Annotated in this window: 23 protein-coding genes and 1 tRNA gene; 10 read left to right on the forward strand and 14 right to left on the reverse strand. The window is 36.0% G+C overall.

Annotated features, from left to right (window positions below; all coding sequences use genetic code 11):
* Positions 1-15 precede the first annotated feature (15 nt).
* Genes bioB through BLR30_RS04900 form a run of 4 tightly spaced genes read right to left on the reverse strand, consistent with a single transcriptional unit; the run spans position 16 to position 3,381 of the window.
* A complete protein-coding gene (gene bioB, locus BLR30_RS04885; RefSeq protein WP_089855603.1) occupies positions 16-999 on the reverse strand; it encodes a biotin synthase BioB in 984 nt (327 codons plus the stop codon).
* Positions 989-1,633 carry a dethiobiotin synthase gene (gene bioD / locus BLR30_RS04890; protein WP_089855606.1) on the reverse strand — a complete coding sequence of 215 codons (645 nt, stop codon included), beginning with the start codon at positions 1,631-1,633 and terminating at the stop codon, positions 989-991. Before bioD ends, bioB begins: the two co-directional genes overlap by 11 nt.
* Before the next feature lie 22 nt (positions 1,634-1,655).
* Complete coding sequence (locus BLR30_RS04895; protein WP_089855609.1) at positions 1,656-2,765, reverse strand: aminotransferase class I/II-fold pyridoxal phosphate-dependent enzyme; 1,110 nt, start codon at positions 2,763-2,765, stop codon at positions 1,656-1,658.
* Positions 2,758-3,381 carry a hypothetical protein gene (locus BLR30_RS04900; protein WP_089855612.1) on the reverse strand — a complete coding sequence of 208 codons (624 nt, stop codon included), beginning with the start codon at positions 3,379-3,381 and terminating at the stop codon, positions 2,758-2,760. Before BLR30_RS04900 ends, BLR30_RS04895 begins: the two co-directional genes overlap by 8 nt.
* A gap of 64 nt (positions 3,382-3,445) precedes the next feature.
* Here BLR30_RS04900 and BLR30_RS04905 point away from each other — a divergent pair, with 64 nt between their 5' ends.
* The 4 genes from BLR30_RS04905 to BLR30_RS04920 all read left to right on the forward strand — a co-directional run bounded on the left by BLR30_RS04905 (position 3,446) and on the right by BLR30_RS04920 (position 10,242).
* A complete protein-coding gene (locus tag BLR30_RS04905; RefSeq protein WP_089855616.1) occupies positions 3,446-4,930 on the forward strand; it encodes an aminotransferase-like domain-containing protein in 1,485 nt (494 codons plus the stop codon).
* A 68-nt stretch (positions 4,931-4,998) separates the two neighbouring features.
* Complete coding sequence (locus BLR30_RS04910; RefSeq protein WP_089855619.1) at positions 4,999-6,015, forward strand: ligase-associated DNA damage response exonuclease; 1,017 nt, start codon at positions 4,999-5,001, stop codon at positions 6,013-6,015.
* A gap of 32 nt (positions 6,016-6,047) precedes the next feature.
* Positions 6,048-7,628 carry an ATP-dependent DNA ligase gene (locus tag BLR30_RS04915; RefSeq protein WP_089855622.1) on the forward strand — a complete coding sequence of 527 codons (1,581 nt, stop codon included), beginning with the start codon at positions 6,048-6,050 and terminating at the stop codon, positions 7,626-7,628.
* A 166-nt stretch (positions 7,629-7,794) separates the two neighbouring features.
* Positions 7,795-10,242, forward strand: coding sequence for a ligase-associated DNA damage response DEXH box helicase (locus BLR30_RS04920; RefSeq protein ID WP_089855626.1), 2,448 nt, complete (start codon positions 7,795-7,797; stop codon positions 10,240-10,242).
* Here BLR30_RS04920 and BLR30_RS04925 read toward each other — a convergent pair whose 3' ends face one another.
* Together BLR30_RS04925 and BLR30_RS04930 are read right to left on the reverse strand one after the other, a co-directional pair.
* Positions 10,243-10,746, reverse strand: a complete 504-nt coding sequence (locus tag BLR30_RS04925) for a GNAT family N-acetyltransferase (RefSeq protein WP_089855629.1) — start codon at positions 10,744-10,746, stop codon at positions 10,243-10,245.
* 55 nt (positions 10,747-10,801) lie between these two features.
* Entirely contained in the window at positions 10,802-11,380 is a 579-nt protein-coding gene (locus BLR30_RS04930; RefSeq protein ID WP_089855632.1) for a Crp/Fnr family transcriptional regulator, read from the reverse strand.
* 86 nt (positions 11,381-11,466) lie between these two features.
* On the opposite strand from BLR30_RS04930, the gene BLR30_RS04935 reads away from it, so the two are divergent.
* Positions 11,467-12,156 carry an HAD family hydrolase gene (locus BLR30_RS04935; protein WP_089855635.1) on the forward strand — a complete coding sequence of 230 codons (690 nt, stop codon included), beginning with the start codon at positions 11,467-11,469 and terminating at the stop codon, positions 12,154-12,156.
* Between the two features lie 93 nt (positions 12,157-12,249).
* On the opposite strand, the gene BLR30_RS04940 is transcribed toward BLR30_RS04935, so the two are convergent.
* Positions 12,250-12,681: a DoxX family protein gene (locus BLR30_RS04940; RefSeq protein ID WP_089855638.1), complete on the reverse strand. Its 432-nt coding sequence runs from the start codon at positions 12,679-12,681 to the stop codon at positions 12,250-12,252.
* Positions 12,682-12,751: 70 nt separating this feature from the next.
* Complete coding sequence (gene era, locus BLR30_RS04945) at positions 12,752-13,627, reverse strand: GTPase Era (RefSeq protein WP_089855641.1); 876 nt, start codon at positions 13,625-13,627, stop codon at positions 12,752-12,754.
* A gap of 236 nt (positions 13,628-13,863) precedes the next feature.
* Between era and BLR30_RS04950 the strand changes: the two genes are divergently transcribed.
* Positions 13,864-14,421 carry a DUF4256 domain-containing protein gene (locus BLR30_RS04950; RefSeq protein ID WP_089855644.1) on the forward strand — a complete coding sequence of 186 codons (558 nt, stop codon included), beginning with the start codon at positions 13,864-13,866 and terminating at the stop codon, positions 14,419-14,421.
* A 102-nt stretch (positions 14,422-14,523) separates the two neighbouring features.
* The gene (locus tag BLR30_RS04955; protein ID WP_089855646.1) at positions 14,524-15,027 is read left to right on the forward strand and encodes a hypothetical protein; all 504 of its coding nucleotides are present in this window, start codon (positions 14,524-14,526) and stop codon (positions 15,025-15,027) included.
* A gap of 48 nt (positions 15,028-15,075) precedes the next feature.
* Here BLR30_RS04955 and BLR30_RS04960 read toward each other — a convergent pair whose 3' ends face one another.
* Positions 15,076-16,107 carry a threonine aldolase family protein gene (locus BLR30_RS04960; RefSeq protein WP_089855649.1) on the reverse strand — a complete coding sequence of 344 codons (1,032 nt, stop codon included), beginning with the start codon at positions 16,105-16,107 and terminating at the stop codon, positions 15,076-15,078.
* A gap of 85 nt (positions 16,108-16,192) precedes the next feature.
* Here BLR30_RS04960 and BLR30_RS04965 point away from each other — a divergent pair, with 85 nt between their 5' ends.
* Both BLR30_RS04965 and BLR30_RS04970 read left to right on the forward strand, forming a co-directional pair.
* Positions 16,193-16,849 (forward strand): metal-dependent transcriptional regulator, encoded by a 657-nt coding sequence (locus BLR30_RS04965; protein ID WP_089855653.1) that lies wholly within the window; start codon positions 16,193-16,195, stop codon positions 16,847-16,849.
* 329 nt (positions 16,850-17,178) lie between these two features.
* Positions 17,179-17,250 (forward strand) — tRNA-Arg (locus tag BLR30_RS04970).
* Positions 17,251-17,493: 243 nt separating this feature from the next.
* Here BLR30_RS04970 and BLR30_RS04975 read toward each other — a convergent pair.
* The gene (locus tag BLR30_RS04975) at positions 17,494-17,862 is read right to left on the reverse strand and encodes a VOC family protein (RefSeq protein ID WP_089855935.1); all 369 of its coding nucleotides are present in this window, start codon (positions 17,860-17,862) and stop codon (positions 17,494-17,496) included.
* An 8-nt stretch (positions 17,863-17,870) separates the two neighbouring features.
* Positions 17,871-18,884 carry a M28 family metallopeptidase gene (locus BLR30_RS04980; protein ID WP_089855656.1) on the reverse strand — a complete coding sequence of 338 codons (1,014 nt, stop codon included), beginning with the start codon at positions 18,882-18,884 and terminating at the stop codon, positions 17,871-17,873.
* 88 nt (positions 18,885-18,972) lie between these two features.
* Here BLR30_RS04980 and BLR30_RS04985 point away from each other — a divergent pair, with 88 nt between their 5' ends.
* Positions 18,973-20,112, forward strand: a complete 1,140-nt coding sequence (locus tag BLR30_RS04985) for an aminotransferase class I/II-fold pyridoxal phosphate-dependent enzyme (RefSeq protein ID WP_089855659.1) — start codon at positions 18,973-18,975, stop codon at positions 20,110-20,112.
* 70 nt (positions 20,113-20,182) lie between these two features.
* Here the strand turns inward: BLR30_RS04985 and BLR30_RS04990 are convergent, their stop codons facing one another.
* The 3 genes from BLR30_RS04990 to BLR30_RS05000 form a co-directional block, all read right to left on the reverse strand.
* Positions 20,183-22,906: a sodium-translocating pyrophosphatase gene (locus tag BLR30_RS04990; RefSeq protein ID WP_089855662.1), complete on the reverse strand. Its 2,724-nt coding sequence runs from the start codon at positions 22,904-22,906 to the stop codon at positions 20,183-20,185.
* Positions 22,907-23,141: 235 nt separating this feature from the next.
* Positions 23,142-24,311 (reverse strand): aspartyl protease family protein, encoded by a 1,170-nt coding sequence (locus tag BLR30_RS04995; protein ID WP_089855665.1) that lies wholly within the window; start codon positions 24,309-24,311, stop codon positions 23,142-23,144.
* A 152-nt stretch (positions 24,312-24,463) separates the two neighbouring features.
* Positions 24,464-25,039 (reverse strand): hypothetical protein, encoded by a 576-nt coding sequence (locus tag BLR30_RS05000; protein WP_089855669.1) that lies wholly within the window; start codon positions 25,037-25,039, stop codon positions 24,464-24,466.
* Between the last annotated feature and the right edge of the window lie 92 nt (positions 25,040-25,131).

Below are 25,131 nucleotides of genomic sequence, written 5' to 3' on the forward strand. Positions count from 1 at the left end.
ATCACTATTTACTTCTTAACACATTGTTTTTTCTTTTACCATCGGTTTAAGACCTAAAGTTTTAAGCAATTCTATATCTTCTGAAACTCCCGGATTCGGAGTAACCAGTAAAGTTTCTCTTTCCCCTGTAAATATGGAGTTTGCACCTGCCATAAAACACCAGCCCTGCTCAAATTCCGTCATTTCAATTCGTCCGGCACTCAAACGGATCATTGATGACGGCATAATGATTCTTGCTGTAGCAATCATTCTCACCATTTCCCAGGTATCCGTTTTCTGGTTGTTTTCGAGGGGTGTGCCTTTTACTCTTGCTAAAGCATTGATAGGAACAGATTCCGGATGTCTGGGCATCGTTGCCAGTGTTAAAAGCATGGAAATCCTGTCGCCATGAGTCTCCCCCAGTCCTATTATTCCTCCTGAACACACGGTAATTCCTGCCTTTCTTACGTTATTGATCGTGTTGATTCTATTGTCAAAAGTCCGTGTAGAAATAATTTCTTCATAATATTGCTCGGAGGTGTCCAGATTGTGATTATAAGCATACAATCCTGCTTCCTGCAAACGGACTGCCTGTTCTTCTGTAAGCATTCCCAACGTACAACAAACTTCCATTCCCAGCTCATTGACTCCTTTTACCATATCAATTACGCGGTCGAAATCACGGTTATTACGCACCTCTCTCCACGCTGCGGCCATACAGAAACGTGATGATCCGCCTTCTTTTGCCTTCTTGGCATGCTCAATTACTTTTTCCGTCGGCAGTAATGCCTTTACTTTGATATCTGTATGATATCTTGCGGCCTGTCCGCAATACGAACAGTCTTCGGGACATCCGCCGGTTTTTATTGATAATAAAGTAGACATCTGTATTTCTTCGGGATTGTGCCATTCACGGTGTGTGGTGGCTGCTTTGTATATAAGTTCAAGAAGTGGGAGATTATAAATTTTCTCAATCTCTTCTTTTGTCCAGTCGTTTCTAAGTGCTGTTTTATCTTTCATATTTTTCTAATTCTTTTGTAGCAGTTTCTATCTGTTGTTTTGTTATTTCATTGAGATAAGGAATTCTTATAATTGTTGTTTCATGATGAATATTTTTAACAATAATTCGCTCAGTATCTTGAGGAAAATTTCCGTTAAGAATTAAATATTTTAGTTTAATTTTTCTTTGGTTTAAAACCATCATGGATAATAAAGTGTGATTAATGCAACCCAGATAATTCTTCACCACAAGTGCTACCGGAACGTTGAGTTTTTCGATAAGATCAATCATCAATTCATTATCATTCAACGGAACCATAAGTCCTCCGGCTCCTTCTATGATAAGATTGTTTTGTGTCTGGGGAATTTTAAACTTGTTTAAGTCAATTTCAATTCCTTCTTCTTTTGCTGACTGATGAGGCGATGCAGCCAGTTTCAATCGGTAAGTTTCAGGATAGCAGATTGTATTTTCATTGGTCCAGCTTGTTATTTTCATGCTGTCGGAAAACTCCAGATCCCCTGACTGTAAAGGTTTCCAGTAGTCTGCATTAAAATATTTTGTTAAAATTGCCGAACAGACTGTTTTTCCTACCTCGGTTCCTATTCCTGTAACGAATAAAGTTTCGGATATTGATTTCAGTTTATTTACATCCATATTTCGTTGTGTTAATTTATTTTCAGGCAAATTCTTTAATGATTTCTGTAAGCTTCAGAATTTCTTCCTCTTTATTGAAAGTATGCAGACAAATTCTGAGTCTTTCCGTGCCTTCCTTTACGGTCGGACTGAAAACTGCATAGGTTAAAAATCCTTGATCTGATAAAGTCTTTGTTAAAGCTTTCAGCCGATTGTTATCCGGAATAATGATAGCCTGTATCGGACTATTTTCGTTAGAGACGGTTTTTACATTCTGATTACGAAAAATTTTAATTTTTTCCTGAAGCTTTGTTGATAATTTATCATTTACAGTCAAAAAATAATATCCTTCAAAAATACTTTTCCATAGAAAATCATGCGCCGAGGTAGAGTAGATGAAAGGTGAAGCAAAATTGATAAGAAAAGATTTTATCACATTATTTGTAAGAATTGAAGCTCCGTGTGTTCCCAATGCTTTTCCGTAGGTGACAACTGTTGCAAGAACCTTTTTCTGAAGCCGAAAACGATCGACTAATCCATATCCGAAAACCCCGAAGGCATGTGCTTCATCAACAATAAGTCCAGCATTGTATTGTTCTGCGAGTTCAGCAATTTCATGCAGCGGAGCAACGTCTCCATCCATTGAATACAAACTTTCAACAGTAATATAAACCTTGCCTTTTTGTTTTTTGAGAATCTCTTCCAAGTGGAAGCAGTCATTATGGGCGAATTTTAATTTTCTACAATGTGACATCATACAGCCATCATGCACCGACCGGTGAATCTTTTCATCGATAATAACCGTATCATGACGGTTTGGAAGTGATGAAAACAAAGCCAGGTTAGCATTATATCCAGAAGGAAAAAGAAGTGCTGACTCATACTGATGTTTCTCGGCAATAAAATTTTCTGTTTCTGTGACAATCGCGCTATTTCCGCTTATCAGTCGTGATCCGGTGCTTCCTTTCAGTAATTCAGGATTTCCCTGAACTGTTCTTAGCAGGATTTTCTGAAATTCCTCATTTCTTGCTAATCCCAAATAATCATTTGAATAAAAATCAATTCCGCTGTTTTGAGTTTTTAAAATTCTTAAAATGTCGCTTTGCTTTCTCTTTTGTAAAGCGTTTTCAAAATACAGAAAATCCTTAAACATGATTTACTTCTATCATTTCCTGCGAAATAGACTGAATCCAATGCTCATGAAGTTCATTTTCAATTTTTAAAATATATTCAGCATGAGATTTCCAATCCTCAGAAAATTTATCGAGCTGGCTTACCATTTCTTCTAAATGCCCTTCTTCTTCAAGAATAATTGATTTTACCATAACCTTTGAAGAATGTTTTGTGAGAATCTCCTGGTAAACGGGATATAATTTATCTGCACGAACTTCAATAGCATACGTTACAAAAAGATAAGCTGCGTATTTTAACTCTTCTTTTTTTAATGAAAACTTTTGTTGCAGATATTTACAAGTTTTAATGTCAAGACTATGAAGATACTGTTTGGTAGAAGTAGATGCAAGCAATTCTTCATTTCTGTAATTTTCACAAATTTTTGAATTAACTCTAAGAATTTGTTTTTTAAGATAATAAGCGTGCCGGTGTTCTTCCGCTGCATGTTTCAACTGGATGAGATTAACTTCTGACGGATGTTCGCAGGCAGAAATTTTTCTCGCACCTGCATTTTCCATATAAGACAAAGTATTCAGCCATTTTGCATGACTTTCATTATGCTGAACAATTTTCTCTAAAAGATTATAAAGTGACATTTTATTTTGTTTGCCTCAAAAATAGTATATTGCCGGATGGTTATATGGTACCAGTTTTAATATAATGAATAGTCCGGTTGAAATTCCTTATCAAAGTTTCATTACAATAGACAGATCTTCAGAGGTTTCTGTTTATATGCAGATTTCAAATCAGCTGATTAATGCCATTCAGCGTGGGTTTCTTCCATTCGGAACCAAACTTCCCGGAACCAGAACGTTAAGCATGGTTCTGAAGGTTCACAGAAATACTATTGTATCTGTTTATGATGAACTTCTGGCTCAGGGATGGGTAGAAAGTTTTCCTAATAAAGGAACGTTCGTCATAGGAAAAGATCAGAATAAACCTGTTCAGATCGAGAAAATTAAAAAGAACAGCCTTGAAAACTATCCTGGCACAACAGGATTCTCTTTCAAGACTTCCAATATACTTGATAATCCATTTGAACATTCCTCATGTGAATATATTTTTAATGATGGAATCCCTGATATTCGACTTACTCAGGTAGATCAGTATTCAAGAATTTACACTTCCATTTTAAAAAGAAAAGCTCATAAAATCGGACAGTACAATCAGGACGGAAGTGAATTTTTTAAACAGCATCTTGCACAATACCTAAATTTATCGCGAGGATTGCCGATCTCAAAAAACAATCTTCTCATCACGCGAAGTACTGAGATGAGTATGTATATTGTGTCCGAAGTTCTTCTTTCTGAAGGTGATACTGTTCTGGTAGGTGAACTAAGCTACTTTTCCGTAAATATGATTTTCCAGAGAAAAGGTGTTACAATCAATTCCGTTTCTATGGATGAAGACGGAATCAAAGTAGATGAAGTACGGAAAATCTGTGAAAAACAAGATATCAGAATGTTATATATTACGCCTCATCACCACTATCCTACCACAGTTGCCCTGAGTGCAAAAAGAAGACTCGAATTGTTGAAACTCGCTCAGGAATATGGTTTTATTATTTTAGAAGATGATTACGATTATGATTTTCATTATGATAAAAGCCCGATTCTTCCTTTGGCAAGTGCAGATACAAAAGGTATGGTGATTTATATAGGATCGTTCGGGAAATCACTGGTACCGGGTTTTCGTACCGGATTCATTGTAGCTCCAGAAAACGTAATGGCCGAAATGAGAAAATATCTGGGTATTATCGACAGGCAGGGTGATATTTTAATGGAACATGTTCTTGGTGAAATGATTGCCGAAGGGGAAATCAACCGCTATCTGAAAAAATCTCTTAAAATTTATAAGGAAAGAAGAGACCATTTCTCTTATTTGCTGAAAGAATATTTGCATGAATACATCGATTTTAAAATTCCCTCCGGAGGATTGGCTATTTGGACAGAGTGGAAAGTTCCTGTGAACCTCATGAAACTTTCCAGAAAATGTATTCAGGATAATCTTTTCATCCCAAAAACACTACTCTACCAAAACCGGAATCTTACGGCAATGCGGCTGGGTTTTGGAAATCTTGGTTTTAATGAAATGGAAAAAGCAATTGAAATACTTTCAGAAAATGTGAAAAGTAGTTCGAAATAATATAAAATTAATTTGTCAGCTTTTTTTGGTTGGATTTTTGGATATTAGGATTTTAAATCTCTACACCATTGAAATTAATCATATTTACAAACAAAGGCATTTTCTGTCCGCAAGGAAAATTTTATATTGATCCGTGGCGGCCTGTTGATCTTGCAGTCATCACCCATGGACACGCCGATCACGCCCGTTGGGGAATGAAAAAATACCTCTGCCATCATTTTACAAAGCCTATTTTATACATAAGAATCAGTGAAGATATCGAATGTCAGAGTGTTGAATATGGTGAGACTGTCAATATCAACGGAGTAAAAGTTTCCCTACATCCTGCGGGTCATATTATTGGTTCTGCACAGATCAGACTGGAATATAAAGGATATGTAAGTGTTGTTTCCGGAGACTATAAAGTTCAGGACGATGGACTGAGTACGCCCTTTGAACTTGTAAAATGTAACGAGTTTGTCACAGAAAGTACTTTCGGACTTCCTATTTATAACTGGCTTGAGGTAGAAGATTTAAATAAAAAATTACAGAATTGGGTTTTAAGAAATAAAGAAAATCAGAAGACTTCAGTCTTTATCGGATATTCTCTGGGAAAAGCCCAAAGAATAATGAAAGCGGTTGAAGGTTTAGGGAAAATTCATGTACATTATTCCATCGGAAAACTCAACGAAGCGTTTGAAGCCGTTGGAATCGACCTTCCTGAATACGAAATTCCAGATTTCAGAGAAAGTGTAAAACATCTTCAGGATGAAATCGTTATTGTTCCGCCTGCTTTATTAGATTCTAATGTTATTAAAAAAATTCCAAATGCAGCTACGGCTATTTGTTCCGGATGGATGCAGGTGCGTGGTGCAAGAAGATGGAGAAGTGCAGATGCCGGTTTCGCTATGAGTGACCACGCCGACTGGAAAGGGCTATTGCAAGCTATCAAAGCCACAGAAGCTGAACTGGTTCACGTAACACACGGACAGACCGAAGTTTTTTCTAAATATTTGAATGAAATAGGAATACAATCTGATGTTGTAGAAACTTTGTATGGAGACGATGATGAAGAGGAAACAGAAAAAGAGATCATTAAATCGTAAAGTTGAACTTTTTTTGAAGATAAAAATCAATAATGAAACATTTCGCAGAACTTATCAACGCTTTGGAAAGCACCAATAAAACGAATGCTAAAATCGATGCCATTATCGATTATCTCGAACGTGCGCCGGATGAGGATAAAGTCTGGTTCATCGCCTTGTTTACAGGAAAAAGGCCAAAGCGAAATGTGAACACCAACTACATGAAAGAATGGGCATTAGAAATTACAGAATTGCCATTCTGGCTGTTTCAGGAAAGTTATTCGTCGGTAGGAGATCTTGGGGAAACACTTTCATTGATCCTTCCTCCACCTACAGAACAAATTGAACGTTCTCTATCTGAATGGATGAATGAAATTATTAATCTGAAAAATAAAACAGATCTTGAAAAAAAAGAATTCGTACTCCGTTCATGGAACGGCCTGGATTATACGGAACGTTTGATTTTCAATAAATTACTAGGCGGAAGTTTCAGGATCGGAGTTTCCGACAAAACATTAATCAATGCTCTGACTAAATTTACCCAACAGGAATCAAGTACCTTAACGCACAGCCTCATGGGGAAATGGCAGCCTGATGAAGTATCTTTTCATGAATTGGTTTATGCGGAAAATATCAATCCCGATAATTCAAAACCCTACCCTTTCTGTCTTGCCTATCCTTTGGAAAAAGATTTAAATGAATTAGGAAATGTTGATGAATGGCTTGTCGAATACAAATGGGACGGAATTCGCGGGCAGATCATCAGAAGGAATGACGAAGTTTTTATCTGGTCGAGAGGCGAAGAGCTTGTTACCGAACAGTTTCCTGAAATAAAAGACGTTATTCAGAACATGAAAGGGAATTTTGTATTAGATGGAGAAATACTTGCGGTAAAAGATGATAAAGTTTTAAATTTTAATGAATTACAAAAAAGATTAAACAGGAAAACTTTAACAAAAAAAATGCTTTCAGAAATTCCAATTCAGGTTTTTGTTTACGATTTGCTGGAACTTGAAAATAATGATCTTCGGGAAAAACCAATTTCTGCGAGAAGAGCCATGCTTGAGGAATTATTGTTAAATGAACATCCTGAAAATATTAAAATATCTCAAGTTATTGAGTTTAGTAATTGGAATGAATTAGACAAAATCAGAGAAAGTTCAAGAGACATCAACAGTGAAGGTTTAATGCTGAAACAGAAAAACTCACCTTATCATTCCGGAAGAAAAAAAGGTGATTGGTGGAAATGGAAAATTAATCCGTTAACTATTGATGCTGTTCTCATTTATGCTCAAAAAGGAAGCGGCCGGCGAAGTGCTTACTATACAGATTATACATTTGCCGTAAAAAATGAGGATAAGCTGGTCACGATTGCCAAAGCGTATTCGGGATTGACGGATAAAGAAATTATGGAAGTCAGTAAATTCGTAAATAAAAATGCAATCGAAAAATTTGGCCCGGTTCGAACCGTGAAAGCAGAGCTTGTTTTTGAGATTGCTTTTGAAGGAATCGGATTCAGTAATCGTCATAAAAGCGGTGTAGCGCTCCGTTTCCCGAGAATTCTAAGGTGGCGGAAAGATAAAACAGTAGATGAAATTGATGATCTTGAGGAGATTAAGAAATTGATACAGTAAAATTTAAAAACAAAATCCGCAATAATTATTTTAAGATATTTTTTTGATCGCAAAGTGCACTTCTGAAGGAATGACATTGGCTGAGTGAAATGCCTTTGCGAACGTAACTAAATATATTAAAAAAACTTTGCTTTCATAGCGTTAATAACTTACATATTTTTAAAGTTTGACAACATTCGAAAATACCAATGGCTACCAAATCATTCAAAACTGGATGAGCGATAAAGGCATTTCCCCCTTTAAATTTCAGGTAGAAACCTGGCGCAAATTTGGAAATGGCTACAGTGGAATGGTTGTGGCACCAACAGGTTTTGGTAAAACATATTCTGTCTTTTTAGCATTGATTTCAGATTTCCTGAATCGCCCTGAAAAATATAAAAAAGGTCTGAAAATGATCTGGATTACCCCACTCCGTTCGCTTTCAAAAGATATTGCCAAAGCCATGCAGGAAGTAATTGATGAAATCGGTTTAGACTGGGCGGTCGGCGTTCGAAATGGTGATACAGATCCGAAAGTTAGACAACAGCAGGTGAAAAATATGCCTGAAATTCTGGTTGCCACCCCTGAAAGCCTTCATCTGCTTCTCGGACAAAAAAATCATCAGCGTTTTTTTCAGAATCTTCAGACGATTGTTATTGATGAATGGCACGAATTATTAGGTTCTAAACGCGGTGTGATGGTTGAACTCGGTATATTTCAGCTCAGAAGATATACTCCGAAACTAAAAATCTGGGGAATCACTGCTACGATAGGCAACCTCGATGAAGCGATAAACGTTCTTATTCCTTATGATGTAAAAAAAATAAAAATCACGGCAAAAGAAAAAAAGAAAATTGATATCCTTTCCGTTTTTCCTGATGAAGTGGAAATTTTGCCGTGGGCAGGTCATTTGGGACATAAATTAGCGGATAAGGTTGTTCCTATTATTCTCAATTCCAACTCTACAATTGTTTTTACCAATACAAGAAGTCAGAGCGAAATGTGGTATCAGCTTTTACTGGATGCTTATCCTGATTTTGCGGGCCAGATCGCTATTCACCACAGTTCCATTGATTCACATTTAAGAATCTGGATTGAAGAGAATTTAAGTAATGGAAAACTCAAAGCCGTGGTTTCAACTTCCTCTCTGGATTTGGGAATTGATTTTAAACCTGTTGATACCGTAATTCAGATTGGTTCTGCAAAAGGTGTCGCAAGATTTTTACAGCGCGCAGGGCGAAGTGGACATTCTCCATTTGAGACATCCAAAATTTACTGTGTTCCTACACATTCATTAGAATTGATTGAAGTTTCTGCTTTAAAAGAAGCGGTAAAAAATAATGTTATTGAGCCGCGTGACCCACAGGTTTTATGTTTTGATGTCCTTGTTCAGTTCCTGATGACACTTGCGATTGGCGACGGATTTTATCCTCATGATATCTATCCTGCAATTAAAGAAACGTTTGCCTTTCAGGAAATGACAGATGACGAATGGAAAAACATTCTTGATTTTTTAACCATCGGTGGAAAAGCATTAAAAAGTTATGAAGAGTTTCATAAGATTGTAATTGACGAAAATGGTTTGTATAAAGTAACCTCACGAAGAATTTCCATGCTGCACCGGATGAATATGGGTGTTATTGTGAGTGATGCCATGCTGAAAGTGAAATTTATTTCCGGAGGATATATCGGAATGGTGGAAGAATATTTTATTTCAAGGCTAAAAAAAGAAGATAAATTTATCCTCGCCGGTCGTGTCTTGGAAGTCGCGATGATTAAGGATATGACAGTGTTCGTAAGGGCTTCAAAAGGAAAAGCTTTTGCACCCAGCTATCTCGGCGGAAGACTTCCGTTGAGTTCAAATCTCGGGCAGTTTTTAAGGCAAAAATTATCGGGAGCGCTTAATCCTAAATCTTCTGAAAAAGAATTGAAATTCCTTCACCCGCTATTGACCAACCAGGAAGAACGGTCACATATTCCGGAAGAGAATGAATTTTTGGTGGAATTAATTAAAAACCGGGAAGGCTATCATCTTTTTATGTATCCTTTCGAAGGGCGTTTAGTACATGAAGTAATGGCTGCCCTTATTGCGTATAGGATTTCTAAACTGGCTCCGATTTCATTTTCAATGGCGATGAATGATTATGGTTTTGAACTCTTCAGTGATAAGGAAATTCCGTTAAATGAAAATAATTTAGAACAGATTTTAACCCGCGAAAATTTGATAACGGATGTTATTTCAAGTATTAATGCAGCAGAAATGGCGAGAAGAAAGTTCAGAGACATTGCTGTAATTTCAGGAATGGTCATTCAGAATTTCCCGGGTCAGCAAAGATCAAACAAATCTTTACAGAGTTCCGCAGGACTTATTTTTAAAGTGCTTGAAGATTATGATCCAGAGCATTTTCTGGTAAGACAGGCTTATACGGAAGTTTTTAATATGCAGCTGCAGGAACAGAGGTTGGTGGAAGCTTTCAAAAGAATTGAAAAGTCAAAAATCATTCTGAAATTTGCAAATTCATTTACACCGCTCAGTTTCCCGATAAAAGTAGACAGCCTCCGCCAGACACTTTCCAGTGAAGATCTTGACGCAAGAATTAAACGTCTCGTAGAACAGTCTAAAAAAATAAGATAATCAGTCGATTCTTTTTCCCAGAATTTTCAGAGTTCTTTCTACGCCATCCAAAACGGCAACATCCGGAAAAGTTCCCCAATCTTCAAATCCGAGATGTCTGAAAAGTTTTAAGCTCGGTTCATTATGGAGAAAAATAAAGCCTAATAATATTTTTATTTCAAAATTTTTTGCATTATCAATACAATATTTCAGAACTTTTTTGCCAAGACCTTTTCCACGGCTGCTTTCATCCATATAGATGCTTATTTCTACAGTACCCTTGTAAGCAGGTCTTCCGTAAAATGATGAAAAGCTTACCCAGCCCAATACATTTTTCTGATTGTCTTCAATGATCCATAACGGACGGTTTTCAGGGTTGTGTTCATTGAACCACTGAATTTTACTTTTAATAGAAACATTTTCGGTATCAGCAGTTACCATTCTTGATGGAATGGTAGAATTATAAATCTCAACGATTTTCGGTAAATCTTCAAAGGAAGCGTTTCTGAAGATAATCTCTTCCATAATTTAACAGCATTTATTCTGCAAATATACTGGAAGATTTTTCTTTACCTATAGCCTATTCACCGGTATTATTTTCATTTATTTCCTTCAGGGCTCTGTTCAGGCTTCTTAACGTAATTCCAAGATAGGCCGCCATATCTTCTTTCGAGATTTCCATTTCTTTTGATTTTAATTCAAGAAGCTGGCTAAGGGTGTGTTCTGTGGTGTGCAGTTGCTGATAAGACGCTCTGCTCGAAGTATTAACAATGCGTTCAGCAAAAACATCAAGCAAAAAATTATTCAGCGTAAGGTCATTTTTAAGTAAATTCCTGAAGTAAGGAATAGACATCGCATACACCGTAACTTCTGTCATCGCTTCAATACTGCAAAGACACGGAACATTTTTTATCACCTCAATCTCTCCTATAATTTCTCCTTTTCCAAGGAATTCAACAATATATTCTTTATCATTTTCTTCTACGAAATAACATTTGGTAATTCCGCTTCTAATAAGCATAATTTTGGTAGACGATTCGTTTTGGGAAAGTATTTTTTCACCTTTTCCATAAGATTTTAAAACGATATTTTCTTTACGTGACTGCTTCTGATAAAGCTCTTCCAGATAGTCTAAAAATGGTTGATTCGTTCTCAGCATAATAATGATCCGGACAAATGTCCTTTTACGTTTTATTTTTAATTCTGAATTTTGAACCTGAAAATTACAAAATCTTAGTTTAATATATTATGAATTCTATCAATACAATTGCTTTTGATGCAGATGATACGCTTTGGATCAATGAAACTTATTTTCAGGAAGCCGAAATGTCTTTCTGCCGTCTGCTTGAAAATTATATGCCCCATGAATCTGTTGCCCGTGAACTGTATGGTACCGAAATGCGGAATCTTCATCTCTACGGATACGGTGTAAAAGGTTTTATGCTGTGCATGATGGAAACAGCAGGCAGAATTTCAAACGGAAACGCTCCTTTATCGATAATGAATAAAGTTATTGATATCGGGCATGATCTGCTGCAGAAACCAGTTGAGCTTCTTGAGGGTGTTCCCGAAACTTTGGAGCATCTGCAGGGTAAATACAGACTGGTGGTTGCTACCAAAGGTGATCTGTTGGATCAGGAGCGTAAACTCAGAAAATCTGGATTGGAGAAATATTTTCATCATATTGAAATCATGAGTGATAAGAAAAAAAGCGATTACCAGAAACTTATAAAACATCTTGACTGTACGCCTGAAAGTTTTTTAATGATCGGAAATTCAATAAAATCTGATATCTTACCTGTTCTGGAAAACGGCGGATATGCAGCTCACGTTCCGTATCATATTACCTGGGCACATGAGCATCATGAGGAAAAACCGGAATCTGAGTATTTTATGGAGTTTAAAAATATTCGTGAGATCCTGGATTATCTATGAAAATATTATATTTTATTTCCGATGGAATAATTTGGTTCTTTTTGTATATGTTTAATAGTCAAAAAGAGTTGGGAAGAATTCTGTATTATCTTATTACCATTCACTGGCTCTTTTCCTTTTTTCAATCATAAAATCTACGGAGATTTTGCCGGGACCAAAAACCATGAAAAGCAAATACACTGAAAGATAGATAAGACTCATCTCCCGCTTTTCAAAAGGATCTGCTCCATGAACAACAAAACCTGCAATAACCATTGTAAAAACCAGAAACCCTAAAGCCACTCTGGTGAAAAGTCCTAAAATAAGAAATATTGAACAAGCAAATTCAGCAAAGACCGTTAAGGTTAAAGTTACAGTTGGTCCCATTCCCAGAAAATCATAAAACTGAATATTGCCTCCTTCCAGAAGCATTTGAAGTTTCGGAAATCCGTGAGACAGCATGGCGAAACCTATAAACACCCTTACTATGAATAAAATAATATCTTTAAAAATTGAATTAGAATTTGTCCGGTTCAAATAATTCATTAAGTCAAAAAATTTTAAATTAAATATAATGAAATTCTTTTAATACAACGGCTTTACTACGTTTCTTAGTCTATCTGTAGCCGAAATTTTTAAGGTCTCTGTCATTTTTTCTCCAGTCTTTTTTCACCTTTACAAAAAGATTAAGATGAATTTTTTTGTTGAAAAATTTTTCCAGATCGATCCTTGATTCTGTTCCTACTTTTTTAATGGCCTCTCCTTTATGCCCTATCAGAATTCCTTTTTGCGTATCTCTTTCTACGTAAATAATAGAATCGATGAATATAATTCCTTCTTTTTCTTTAAACTGTTCGGTAACTACTTCCACCGAATAAGGAATTTCCTTATCATAATTTAATAAGATTTTCTCACGAATCGCTTCGTTTACGAAAAATCTTTCCGGCTTATCCGTATATTGATCTTTGTCGTAGTATGGCGGATTTTCCGGGAGTAACGATTTCAGCTTGGGCAAGATAATATCTGTATTAAAAGCATTTAATGCAGAAATCGGGAGTATTTCGGCTTTTGGTATTCTTTCATGCCAGGTTTCAACCAGTTTTTCAAGACCTTCCTGATCCGTCTGGTCTACTTTATTAAGTAACAGTAAAACCGGAACAGGTATTTTATTAAGTTTATCGATTAAGAATTCTGAAGGTTCAGCTTTATCGGTAACATCCACGATAAATAGGAAAACATCCGCGTCCTGAAGAGAATCTTTTACAAAATCCATCATTTTTTCCTGCAAACCGTATTTCGGATCTAAAACTCCCGGTGTATCAGAAAATACGATCTGTAAATCTTCTTCGTTATAAATTCCAAAAATTCTGTGGCGTGTGGTCTGTGCTTTCTGGGTAACAATTGCCAACTTCTCTCCCATCAACTGATTGAGTAAGGTAGATTTTCCGGCATTCGGTTTCCCGACTATATTTACAAATCCTGCTTTGTGCATAAAAATTATATTGAGCTGCAAAGTTAATAAAACAAATCTGGTCTTCCTGCCTTTTGTCAGATTTATAATGAAAAGCCAATTTAAACAGCAGGTTTTCTGATGTTTTGTTTAAAGAGAACCATCTTTTGTTCAAGGAGTTTTCCTTATACAAATATTATGTGAAAATGGAAATATTCAGAATAAATCAAAAATATCTAAGTAAACTTTTGTATTTTGGAGATTAAATAAAAACATCCATGGCCACTAAAAAACTATCTCCTGAAAAAAGCAGCGAATTAATTGAAATTCTTAAAACCAGATTTGAAAATAACCTCTTGAGACATCAGAATATTGAATGGCGCGATGTTCAGGAGAAACTGGAAAATCATCCTGAAAAACTTTGGTCTTTATATGAAATGGAAATCACTGAAGGCGAACCTGATGTTGTTGGTAAGGATGAAGACACTGGAGAATATATTTTTTTCGACTGCGCTCCAGAAAGCCCGAAACGCCGAAGCCTTTGCTATGATTATCCGGCATGGAATTCAAGAAAAGCCAACAAACCGGAAGGAAATATTGTGGACAAAGCCAATGAAATGGGTATAGAAATATTAACCGAAGAGCAATATCGCCATCTTCAGCAATTGGGAAAATTCGATCTCAAAACTTCAAGCTGGATTAAAACTCCCGAAAATATAAGAGAATTAGGCGGCGCAGTTTTTTGTGACAGAAGATATGATACTGTTTTTATGTATCATAACGGCGCTGAATCCTATTATGCTGCAAGAGGATTTCGGGGATGTCTTAAAGTCTAATAATTTTGCTTTATCAGATTATTCACTAATTTAATTTTCATATCGGAATAGTATTGGTATTTTAGCTTAACTGGAAATTAATTTAACATAATTAAAAAAGATATGAAAAAATTAATCTTATTAAGTTTATTGTCAGTTTTTTTAATAAACTGCAATAAAAAAGCTGAAGCTCCGGCTCCTGAGACAGCACAAACAGACACAATGACTGCAAGCGAAAAAGTAGTTGATACTCTGACAGCTAAATCTTATTGCTATATGGGAGTGACAGGAAAAGACAGCGTTTTTGTAAGTTTCGATGAAAATCTGGGAACAATAACCGGGAAAATGACAACAAAGAACAGCGAAAAAGACAGTAATAAAGGTGAATTATACGGGTTTAAATCAGGAGATACCCTTAAACTTACTTACGAATTTGCATCCGAAGGAAAATCAGGGAATAAAAATGATATTTATTTTCTTCAGACTAAAGATGGACTGAGCGAAGGTATAGGAAACAGAGATCCTGAAACAGGAACAAAATATGCAGACGAGAAAAAAATAAAATATACCGGAGGGCGCATGCTTAAAGCTACCGATTGCGCTCTGGTTGCAAAAGCCTTACAATAAAATTAAAGAATGTAAATCAACAAAACAGCCTTGTATTTAAGGCTGTTTTTATAATTCGTCTTTGATGATTTTAATAAATTCATTCACCGGTTCGTCGCTTGTATTCCATGAAGTAATAAGACGTATGGCCGAAGATTTGTCGTCAACTTTTTTCCAGACATAAAATTCAAATTTCTCTGAAAGTTTTTCAATCAGATCGTTGCTCAATACAGGAAAAATCTGGTTGGTATGTGTATCCGCCAAAAACTGAATTCCTCTTTCCTTCATCGCATTTTTCATCTTCATCGCCTGCTGATTCGCCTGTTTTGCCAGCTCGAAATACAGCTCATTTTTCATTAGCTCTAAAAACTGAATTCCAAGCAGTCTTCCTTTAGCCAGTAAAGCCCCTTTTTGTTTGACGTTAAAAGCAAAATCCTGTTTCAGTTCTTTATTATTTATTACGATAGCTTCTCCAATCAATGCTCCGTTTTTGGTTCCGCCCAGATAAAAGATATCTGTAAGCTCCGCAACTTGTTCAAGATTAAGGTCACTCGTTTCTGCCGTCAGTCCATGTCCCATTCTCGCCCCATCCATAAATAAATAAAGGTTATTTTCTTTACAGAAGACTGAGAGATTTTTAAGTTCGTTAAAAGTATAAATCGTTCCCAGTTCCGTAGAGTTGGAAATGTAAACCAGTTTTGGCATTACCTGATGCGGAACATTTTTATGACTTTCAAGAATGGGAATGATATCGGCAGGTGTCAGTTTTCCATCTTCTTTTTCTACACTTAATATTTTGTGTCCGGTGGCTTCAATAGCTCCTGTTTCATTATTTAAAATATGTCCTGTACTTGCAGAAATCGCACATTGATAAGGCCTTAAAACAGAAGAGATCACAATCAGGTTTGCCTGGGTGCCTCCGGAAACAAAATAAATTTCCGATTGCGGATTTTTAATTTTTTGCCTGATGAGATCTTTAGCTTCTAAGGAATACTGATCTTCTCCGTAACCTGCCTGTTGATCGTAGTTAGATGATAATAAAGCCTGTAAAATATTGGGATGACAACCTTCCGAATAATCGTTTTTAAATGAAAATTTCATAGTGTAAAATTAAAAAAACTAAGACTAACAATCTTATATTATTGATAATAATTTGTTAGATTTGTAGTATAAAGCCTCTAACATTTTGAAAACAACACTTACGGAAGAAAACTACCTCAAAGCTTTATTTCACTTGGTAGACAGTGAAAGCAAAGTAACGATTAATGAGCTCAGCAAATTTTTATCCGTAAAAATGCCGAGTGTCAACAATATGATGAAGAAGTTTGCCGATAAAAACTGGGTTATTTATGAGACCTACAAACCTCTCATCGTTACAGAAAAAGGAAGACGCGAAGCCGCTCTGGTGGTAAGAAAGCACAGGCTTACTGAAATGTTTCTGGTTAAAAAAATGAATTTTGGATGGGAAAATGTTCATGAAATTGCCGAGCAGCTTGAGCATGTACATTCCACAATATTTTTTGATAAAATGGATGAAATTCTGGATCATCCGAAATTCGATCCACATGGTGAGCCTATTCCCGACAAAGACGGAAATATCATTTCTCAGGATCTGCAAAAACTGAGTTCCTGCAATGTTGGTGAAACAGTAATATTCACTTCCGTAACACTTTCCGATGATGCATTTCTCAATTATCTCACCGAAAGAAATTTACTATTAAATAAAAAAATAAAGATTATAAAAATTGAGAGTTTTGATAAATCTATAACCGTAGAAGTTGACGGAAAACAGGAAGTTCTTAGCAGAATGGCAACAGATAAGATTCTCGTTAAAAATAAATAGCTTCAACTTATCCACAAAAAAATGTGGATAAGTTGTGAATTTTAACATTTCGTTTATTGTAAATACGAATTTTTATTTCTACATTTACTACGAAATACAACTGAAGTGGAAACATATTTTGCTTTTTTCAGATCTGAAATTGCAATTAAATTTATAAAAATTTAAGCACAGCATCGTCGGCTGTGCTTTTTTATTGTTGTCTAATTAAAAAAATGAGATGTTTTTATCTACTGAATCCGTTCCTAAAGAGCGGATTCTTTTAATTTATTAGACTTATATATAACTCTCATTATTTTACATTTTAATTTTTTTTAATACATTTGGAGCACGGTCTCATAGTTCAACGGATAGAATAGAAGTTTCCTAAACTTTAGATCCAAGTTCGATTCTTGGTGAGATCACTCGATTTTCCCCTATTTAAGTTTACAAATAAATAAGCCGGCAGATAATTCTGCCGGCTTTAAAAACAAAAATTGATATGGATATGATTAAGATATGTTTTTTTACTATTCTTAACTACATCAAATTTATATTTATTTAGAATTATTAAAAATAATATTTGGTGATATTTGTCATGTTTCTGGATATTTTTTCATGAGCTGCTTAAAGAAATTATTGAAATTTGATATAAAAAAATAATGCTGTTACTTATTAAAGAATTCTCCGAAATGCCACAAAACACCGCACGGATCATGTACAAAACATTCTTTTCCCCAAGGCATTGTTTTCACTGGCGATAGTTTTGCAGTAGGATATTTATCCGTAAGATGGAGGCTTTCAAGGTAATTCCAAAATTCATCTGTATTTTCTACTTCCACAAAAAGCATGGTATTATCAATCCAGTCTTTCACATAGGCATCCTGAAGATAAAATGCTGTTTCATTCCGGCGAAATAAGGATAGTTTCGGCTCCAATATGATTTCTTCAAAACCGAGATCTTTATAAAAATTTCGGCTGGTTTCAAAGTTTTGGGATCCGACAAAAGGGCGGATAGATTTTAAATTTTCATTCATGATTATCATTATTTCTTATCTACCACGATTCTCTCGGGTCTGTTTGCAATTTCCCAGGCTGTTGCAAAAACGAGTTGAGTTCTCTTAGTAAGAAGCTCATAGTCAATTTTCTCAGGATCATCAGTTGGTTTATGATAATCTTCATGAATACCGTCAAAAAAGAAAGCGACAGGAACATTATTTTTGGCAAAATTATAATGATCTGATCTGTAATACAACCTTTGCGGATCAGCAGGATCGTCGTATTTGTAGTTCAGCTCCAGATTATTTGTTTTTTTGTTTGCTTCTTCATTGAGTACTTTGAGCTGTGAGCTTAGCATTTCAGAACCGATGACATAAACATATTGCTTGCCTCTGTTTTCGGGATCATCACGACCAATCATATCAATATTCAGATCAACCACTGTATTGGCAAGTGGAAAAACGGGATTTTCCGCATAATATGCAGATCCGAAAAGACCATGCTCCTCTCCCGTTACATGAAGAAATAATACCGATCTTTTAGGTCCTTTTCCGGCTTTCTTAGCACTTTGGAAAGCTTTTGCGATTTCCATAACGGCTACAGTTCCGCTTCCGTCATCATCGGCACCATTATAAACGACTCCATTTTTTGTTCCTACATGATCATAATGTGCTGAAACCACAACAATTTCTTCAGGTTTTTCAGAACCTTCTACAAAAGCCAGAATATTTTCAGAATCTGGAAGAGTCGATCCGCCGAACTTTTTCATGAAATCGGAAGGAACTTTCTGGTAATAAGAACCAAGTGCTTTAGGATAAGAAATTCCAAGATTTTTATAATAATTAACCATATATGCTCCTGCCCTTTTTTGTCCGGGACTACCTGTATCTCTGCCTTCCATCTCGTCAGAAGCGATAACGTATAGATTTTTCTTTAAATCAGAAGATTTAATTTCTTTGTAGGCAGAAAGAAAAGCTTTATCATATTTTGATGAATTCTTTGCTGTTCCGCAGCTTACCAGTAAGGCTATTGAAAATATCGGGATTAATAGTTTTATCATTATAAATTTTATTTGCCTAAAAATAACTAATTTTATTTGAATTCACACGAACGTGTAAATTTATTATATTTGACTAAATGCAAAATTTATGGAGAAAGTTTACGGATTTACCCATTACTCCTTTTTTTCTGAAATGTCTGAGCTGGCTTTGAAAAACAACAGCTTTGATCTTTCATTAGGTCTTGCTGATTTTGATATCGATCCGCATCTTAAAACATTTTTGAAAGAAGCAGCCGATCAGTCAACGCACCATTATGAACCTCTTGCGGGAAACCCGCTGCTGATTGGAAGTATAATCCGTTATAATTCCAAAAGAGCTAACAGCATTTTTCTAAATGATGGGCAGGTGACCATTACACCATGTGCAACCTTTACATTATATACAGCTCTCAAATGTATTATTAATCAAGGAGATGAAGTTATTGTCATTCAACCATCTTACTATACTTATGGTCCTTCGATTGTTTTAAATCACGGAATCCCTGTTTACTACGATCTTGATGTCGATTTTACAATTAACTGGGAGAAACTTAAAAGCTGTATTTCTGAAAGAACGAAAGCTATTATTGTAAATTCACCACAAAATCCTACCGGAAAAGTATGGTCAAAAACCGAATGGAATCAGCTTTACGAAATCATAAAACATCAAGAAATTTACCTGATTTCCGAAGAAATCTATGACACTTACTGTTATGACGGAAATGAGCATTACAGTGCGTTTCTTCACCCGGAACTTCAAAAAAGAACTTTCTGTATTTTTTCATTCGGAAAAATGTTTCATTCCACAGGATGGAAAGTGAGTTATCTTTTATCTTCCGAAGATCTCACTGCAAAATTCAGATGCCATCAGCAGTACATATCTTACAGCGCCAATGCCCCATGCCAGTACGCAATCGCCAGATATCTGGATATATTTGATCCTTCTGAAAATCAGCATCTGATGCAGAAAAAGCGTGATATTTTTAATGATCTCATTAAGGAAACTCCTTTTATAGTGGAACATAGAGCTGAAGGCGCAGTTTTTCAGGTTGTGAATTTCAGAAATATTTCCCAGACGATGACTGATGTAGAATTTTCAAAATGGCTTACAATTGATAAAAAGGTAGCATGCCTTCCGCTTTCTGCTTTTTACAACTCCAAACAAAACTCGGATCACGTACGCTTCAGCTTTGCGAAGAATGATGATCTTATCATTAATGCATTAGAACATCTGAGAAAAAATCTTTAAATTTTTAGGTAAATAAAAAAATAAGCACCGCAAAAAGCAGTGCTTAGTATTATCATTCAAGAGAACTCTGTTAAAGGCTTAAAACTCTTACATCAATTCTTCTGTTTTTAGCCTTACATTCGTCAGTATCATTATCTTCACACACTGGATGTTGAGCGCCATAACCTTCAGTTTCTATCCTGTCACCGGCAATTCCCAGTTCCAATAATTTTAATTTTGCAGTTTGCGCCCTCAGATTAGAAAGTTTCTGATTACTTTCTTCATTACCTGTATTGTCTGTGTAACCTCCGAGTTTTATTTTCATTTCCGGATAAGCATTAAGGATTTCTACCAGGTTTAAAAGCTGTGCTTCGGCACCGGTTCTCAATTCGCCAGATCCGGTTTCAAAATAAAGATTTTCCAGAGTAAACCATGTGTCAGGATTCAAAACTGTCTGATCTTTGTCTTTAACCATTTCATACATATTGTACAACTGACTGTTTTCACCAATAGAAATTTTCTTTCCATCTTTCAGCTGTATTTCTTTTAAAGTTCCCGTATCATATACAAAATCTCCGTTTTCATTCAGGTAACCTTTTATTTCAGGAACAGAAACCATTGAGGTACTTCCCGAAACGGAATCTGTATTTTTAATTCCTGTCAAACTTTCAATTTTAGCTTTTCGGTTAGCTTCAATTTTATCTTTATGCATAACAGCTAATGTCGGTGCGATAACCAATGAAACGATGGACATCAGTTTAATCAAAATATTCATCGAAGGTCCGGAAGTATCTTTGAAAGGATCTCCTACCGTATCCCCTGTCACAGATGCTTTATGAGGTTCTGAACCTTTATAATAAGTCTGCCCGTTGATATTCACTCCCTTTTCAAAAGATTTTTTTGCATTGTCCCAGGCACCTCCGGCATTATTCTGAAACATTCCCATTAAAACGCCACTTACTGTGGCGCCGGCAAGGAATCCGCCTAGTACTTCCGGGCCGAAAATAAAACCGATCAATAAAGGGGAAACAATAGCAATCGCACCCGGAAGCATCATCTTTCTGATGGAAGCATCAGTAGAAATAGCCACACATTTTTCATATTCAGGCTGGGCTTTTCCTTCAAGAATCCCTGGAATTTCACGGAATTGCCTTCTTACTTCTTCCACCATGGCCATAGCAGCCTGTCCGACAGCTGTGATTGCCAGCGAAGAAAATATGAAAGGAATCATTCCACCTACAAAGAGTCCTGCTAATACATCAGCTCTGTAAATATCAATTCCGTCAATGCCTGCAATTCCGACAAACGCTGCGAAAAGAGCAAGAGCGGTTAAAGCTGCAGAAGCAATGGCAAATCCTTTTCCGGTAGCTGCTGTTGTATTTCCTACCGCATCCAGAATATCAGTTTTTTCTCGAACTTCTTTAGGTAATTCGCTCATTTCAGCAATTCCGCCTGCATTATCAGCAATCGGACCGAATGCATCGATGGCAAGCTGCATGGCAGTGGTTGCCATCATACCTGCTGCTGCAATAGCAACACCGTAAAGTCCGGCGCAGAGGTATGAGCCATAGATTCCTCCTGCTAAAACGATAATAGGAAGCAAGGTTGATTCCATTCCTACCGAGAGTCCACCGATGATGTTAGTTGCATGGCCTGTAGAAGACTGTCTCACAATACTGGAAACAGGTCTTTTTCCCATTGCCGTATAATATTCAGTGATAATACTCATCAAAGTTCCTACAACAAGTCCTACCATTATCGCTCCGAAAACACCCATTTTAGAAAATTCATGCCCACGTAAAACCATTGTTTCAGGTAAGAGGTAATTCACCAAAAAATAAGAAGATACAGCTGTAATCACAATACTTCCCCAGTTTCCGAGATTTAATGCATTCTGAACATTAGAGGTGGATGAATCTTCGTTGTCATTTATTCTTACAAATAAAGTCCCAATGATGGAAAATATAATTCCGGTACCTGCGATAAGCATCGGCAGAAGAATTGGTGCAAAGCCTCCGAAGGCATCTTCTGAAACAGTTTCCCTGCCTAAGACCATTGTTGCTAAAACCGTTGCTACGTACGAACCAAAAAGGTCGGCGCCCATTCCTGCAACGTCTCCAACGTTATCACCAACGTTATCTGCAATGGTAGCCGGATTTCGTGGATCATCTTCGGGAATTCCCGCTTCTACTTTCCCTACAAGGTCGGCACCTACGTCTGCTGCTTTCGTATAAATACCACCACCTACTCTCGCAAATAAAGCGATAGATTCTGCGCCCAGGGAAAAACCGGTAAGGATCTCAATTGTTCTTTCCATTTCTTCAGAGTCGACATGAGCATCCGGGGCAAAGATCTGTTTTATAACTAAAAACAGAGTTCCTAATCCCAGAACTGCCAGACCTGCAACTCCCATTCCCATGACCGAACCGCCCGTGAAGGAAACTTTTAAAGCTTTTGAAAGTGAAGTTCTCGCTGCTTCTGCTGTTCTGACGTTGGCTTTTGTCGCAATTTTCATTCCGATAAATCCAGCCAGTGCTGAAAACACGGCTCCCACAACAAAGGCAAGGCCTATACTCCAGTGAGAATTTGCATTACTGGAACCCATCACTGCCAAAAGAATGGCAACAATAACCACAAAGTAGGTTAAAATCTTGTACTCTGCTTTTAAAAAAGCCATCGCACCGTCAGCGATATGACCGCTGATTATTTTCATTTTTTCATTTCCGGCATTTTGTTTACTTACCCAGTTACTTTGAAAAAAAGTGTACAGTAAAGCAATAACACCGAAAATTGGGACTAACACAAATAGATCCATAGTTTAATATTTTTTTGGTAATAGAGTATTAAATATAATGAATTATTCTGATGAATCTATTTAAAATACTTATATCTGTTTAAAAATCATAAAGTTAAACGGTTAAGCAAATTTTTATAATGCTTTTTCAATAAAATATTTAGTGTAAAAATAATTTGTAAGGTGCTTTAAAATAAAATATGGTTATGAGAGATTTCGCTTATTGCAATCTTTAAATTAAACAGGCAAAAAAAATTCAGGCGTTTTGTTTGAGATACTCTTTTTTATTCAATGTAATGTCAAGAATTTTACCGTTTCTTTTCACTTTTACTGTAATGGTTTTCTGATCTTTTTCCATGCGATTGATGAAGTAATGGCAGGCAGTATCTCTGTCGAGATTCTCAAGATGTTCGTTATTAATACTAACGATGGCATCCCCTATTTTGAGTGGAAAATTTTCTTCTCCAAAAACAAAAGTTACCATTCCGTTTCCATTGATAAAGCGGTAACTGAAACCGAAAGATTCGAGAGAAGATGGACTTGTAGCGATCCTTTTCATATAAATCCTGCTGTTTTTCCAATCGAGTACAAAAATAAAGTCCTTAAAAAATTCATTGCCTATGAGATCTGTTTTTCCGGTACTCATTCTTTCGTTCTGAAATATCCTATTTCCTAACTTTACGGAATCGGCGCGGAAAATATATCCTGATGCAGGCTGTGCTGTGCCGAAAGCCCCAGTGGTACGTGTCCCAAAGGTTTTTATAAAGGTCTTAAAAGATTCAGGATTTACTTCATCAGAAGATACTTCCATTCTTCCGGAAAAACCCGTGTCAAAAGTCAGGCTCAAGTTTTTGTTCAAAAGTGACATATTGATCTTTGGTGTTTTCTGTAGCTGAGCAGTGAAAGGAATAACGGTTTCATAATCATCCACATTAAGAAGATTAAGATCATTGGAAGCTACAAGTGAATTTTCAGAATAGTTGATCTTCCAGAAGAGTTTTGCCATCTGATTGGCTCCGATAATACCGTCGACTTGTAAGCAACCCAGTTCTGCTAAATTGAGATCCAGGACAATAGCGCCTACATTTTTAAAAATCAAATCATCTACCTTCATTTCCGGAAGTTCGGTAAAGATCTGCTGCTGTACCTTTTCATCGGAATCTTTGATGGATTTTTTATATATTTTCTTAAGATTAAGTTCGTTGTAAATTTTTTGAGAAATTACAGTCGGTGCTCCGGTATCAAACAGAAAATTATAAAATTTTCCATTGATGTTCACCTTCACAAAAGGCAGATTGTTTTCAAATCTCAGGTTAATTTTTTCGACCGGATGTTGGAGTTTCACCTCTCCTTTTTCAAAAAACTTTTTAGATTGCCCAAATGCAATTGTTGAGAATAGAATGAGTGAGTATATTATTTTTCGCATTGATTTATTTTATGGTTAAATAAAGGGTTTTATTTTCATTACAAAACAAGCCAATCTTAGCTAAACTACAATTTGTAAATAATAATCTGAAAATAAATAACGATTTTCAAAAAACTATCCCAACGGACAGTTTTCTATACTATTAAAAAATTCTAAAGTTTATCCAAAATCTTTTTCGGAAGCACTTTTACAAGATTGGGTTTATATTCCTTTTCGAGGATCACAAACTTCCATGATTTGCGATCTTTGGAAACAGCGCAGGCTTTCATAGTAGCATTGATAAGGTAAGCGCCTTCTTTAGGCAGATATTTTACGTTGTTTTGACCGTATCTTTTTGTCAGCATTGTACTGAACTGCTTTTTCATCTCATCATTCAAGGAACTCATATTGCATTTCATGGTAAAAATATAATGGGCAATTGAGAAATATTCTCCGTTGATGAGTTCCGGTTTTTCAATATTCCCAAATTTCATATTATTGATTTCAATCTTCATGAAAGGATTATTATATGTCATATTCAGAATCTGTGTCATCTGATCTTTCGGCACTACTGTAAAGAACTTAGGATAAATGCAGTTCACAGCCTGATCGATTTTTTTAGACATGATCGAATTTGCAAAATAGTTTAGTGATTTTTTGATGGCCGCATCATCAGAATTCTGTTTCGTCTGGGCAACAGCAAAAAAAGACATCATGACGAAAAGAAACATAAATAATCTGGATTTCATAATTTAATTACAATTTATTAGTGTCAATTTGAGTGTTTTTTAATTAAATTGATAAAATGTATCGAGACTTTTTATTTTAAATAAATCTTTCG

Origin of the sequence: Chryseobacterium taeanense (assembly GCF_900099685.1) — a bacterium.
GTDB classification, from domain to species: domain Bacteria; phylum Bacteroidota; class Bacteroidia; order Flavobacteriales; family Weeksellaceae; genus Chryseobacterium; species Chryseobacterium taeanense.

Excerpts from the sequence above, each read along its gene's own strand:
- BLR30_RS04955 (WP_089855646.1), top strand. The coding sequence starts at position 14,524 with ATGAAAAAATTAATCTTATTAAGTTTATTGTCAGTTTTTTTAATAAAC.
- BLR30_RS04985 (WP_089855659.1), top strand. The coding sequence starts at position 18,973 with ATGGAGAAAGTTTACGGATTTACCCATTACTCCTTTTTTTCTGAAATG.
- bioD (WP_089855606.1), bottom strand. The coding sequence starts at position 1,633 with ATGGATGTAAATAAACTGAAATCAATATCCGAAACTTTATTCGTTACA.
- era (WP_089855641.1), bottom strand. The coding sequence starts at position 13,627 with ATGCACAAAGCAGGATTTGTAAATATAGTCGGGAAACCGAATGCCGGA.
- BLR30_RS04960 (WP_089855649.1), bottom strand. The coding sequence starts at position 16,107 with ATGAAATTTTCATTTAAAAACGATTATTCGGAAGGTTGTCATCCCAAT.
- BLR30_RS04975 (WP_089855935.1), bottom strand. The coding sequence starts at position 17,862 with ATGAATGAAAATTTAAAATCTATCCGCCCTTTTGTCGGATCCCAAAAC.
- bioB (WP_089855603.1), bottom strand. The coding sequence starts at position 999 with ATGAAAGATAAAACAGCACTTAGAAACGACTGGACAAAAGAAGAGATT.
- BLR30_RS04980 (WP_089855656.1), bottom strand. The coding sequence starts at position 18,884 with ATGATAAAACTATTAATCCCGATATTTTCAATAGCCTTACTGGTAAGC.
- BLR30_RS04925 (WP_089855629.1), bottom strand. The coding sequence starts at position 10,746 with ATGGAAGAGATTATCTTCAGAAACGCTTCCTTTGAAGATTTACCGAAA.
- BLR30_RS05000 (WP_089855669.1), bottom strand. The coding sequence starts at position 25,039 with ATGAAATCCAGATTATTTATGTTTCTTTTCGTCATGATGTCTTTTTTT.
- BLR30_RS04915 (WP_089855622.1), top strand. The coding sequence starts at position 6,048 with ATGAAACATTTCGCAGAACTTATCAACGCTTTGGAAAGCACCAATAAA.
- BLR30_RS04895 (WP_089855609.1), bottom strand. The coding sequence starts at position 2,765 with ATGTTTAAGGATTTTCTGTATTTTGAAAACGCTTTACAAAAGAGAAAG.
- BLR30_RS04905 (WP_089855616.1), top strand. The coding sequence starts at position 3,446 with ATGAATAGTCCGGTTGAAATTCCTTATCAAAGTTTCATTACAATAGAC.
- BLR30_RS04930 (WP_089855632.1), bottom strand. The coding sequence starts at position 11,380 with ATGCTGAGAACGAATCAACCATTTTTAGACTATCTGGAAGAGCTTTAT.
- BLR30_RS04995 (WP_089855665.1), bottom strand. The coding sequence starts at position 24,311 with ATGCGAAAAATAATATACTCACTCATTCTATTCTCAACAATTGCATTT.
- BLR30_RS04900 (WP_089855612.1), bottom strand. The coding sequence starts at position 3,381 with ATGTCACTTTATAATCTTTTAGAGAAAATTGTTCAGCATAATGAAAGT.
- BLR30_RS04950 (WP_089855644.1), top strand. The coding sequence starts at position 13,864 with ATGGCCACTAAAAAACTATCTCCTGAAAAAAGCAGCGAATTAATTGAA.
- BLR30_RS04940 (WP_089855638.1), bottom strand. The coding sequence starts at position 12,681 with ATGAATTATTTGAACCGGACAAATTCTAATTCAATTTTTAAAGATATT.
- BLR30_RS04990 (WP_089855662.1), bottom strand. The coding sequence starts at position 22,906 with ATGGATCTATTTGTGTTAGTCCCAATTTTCGGTGTTATTGCTTTACTG.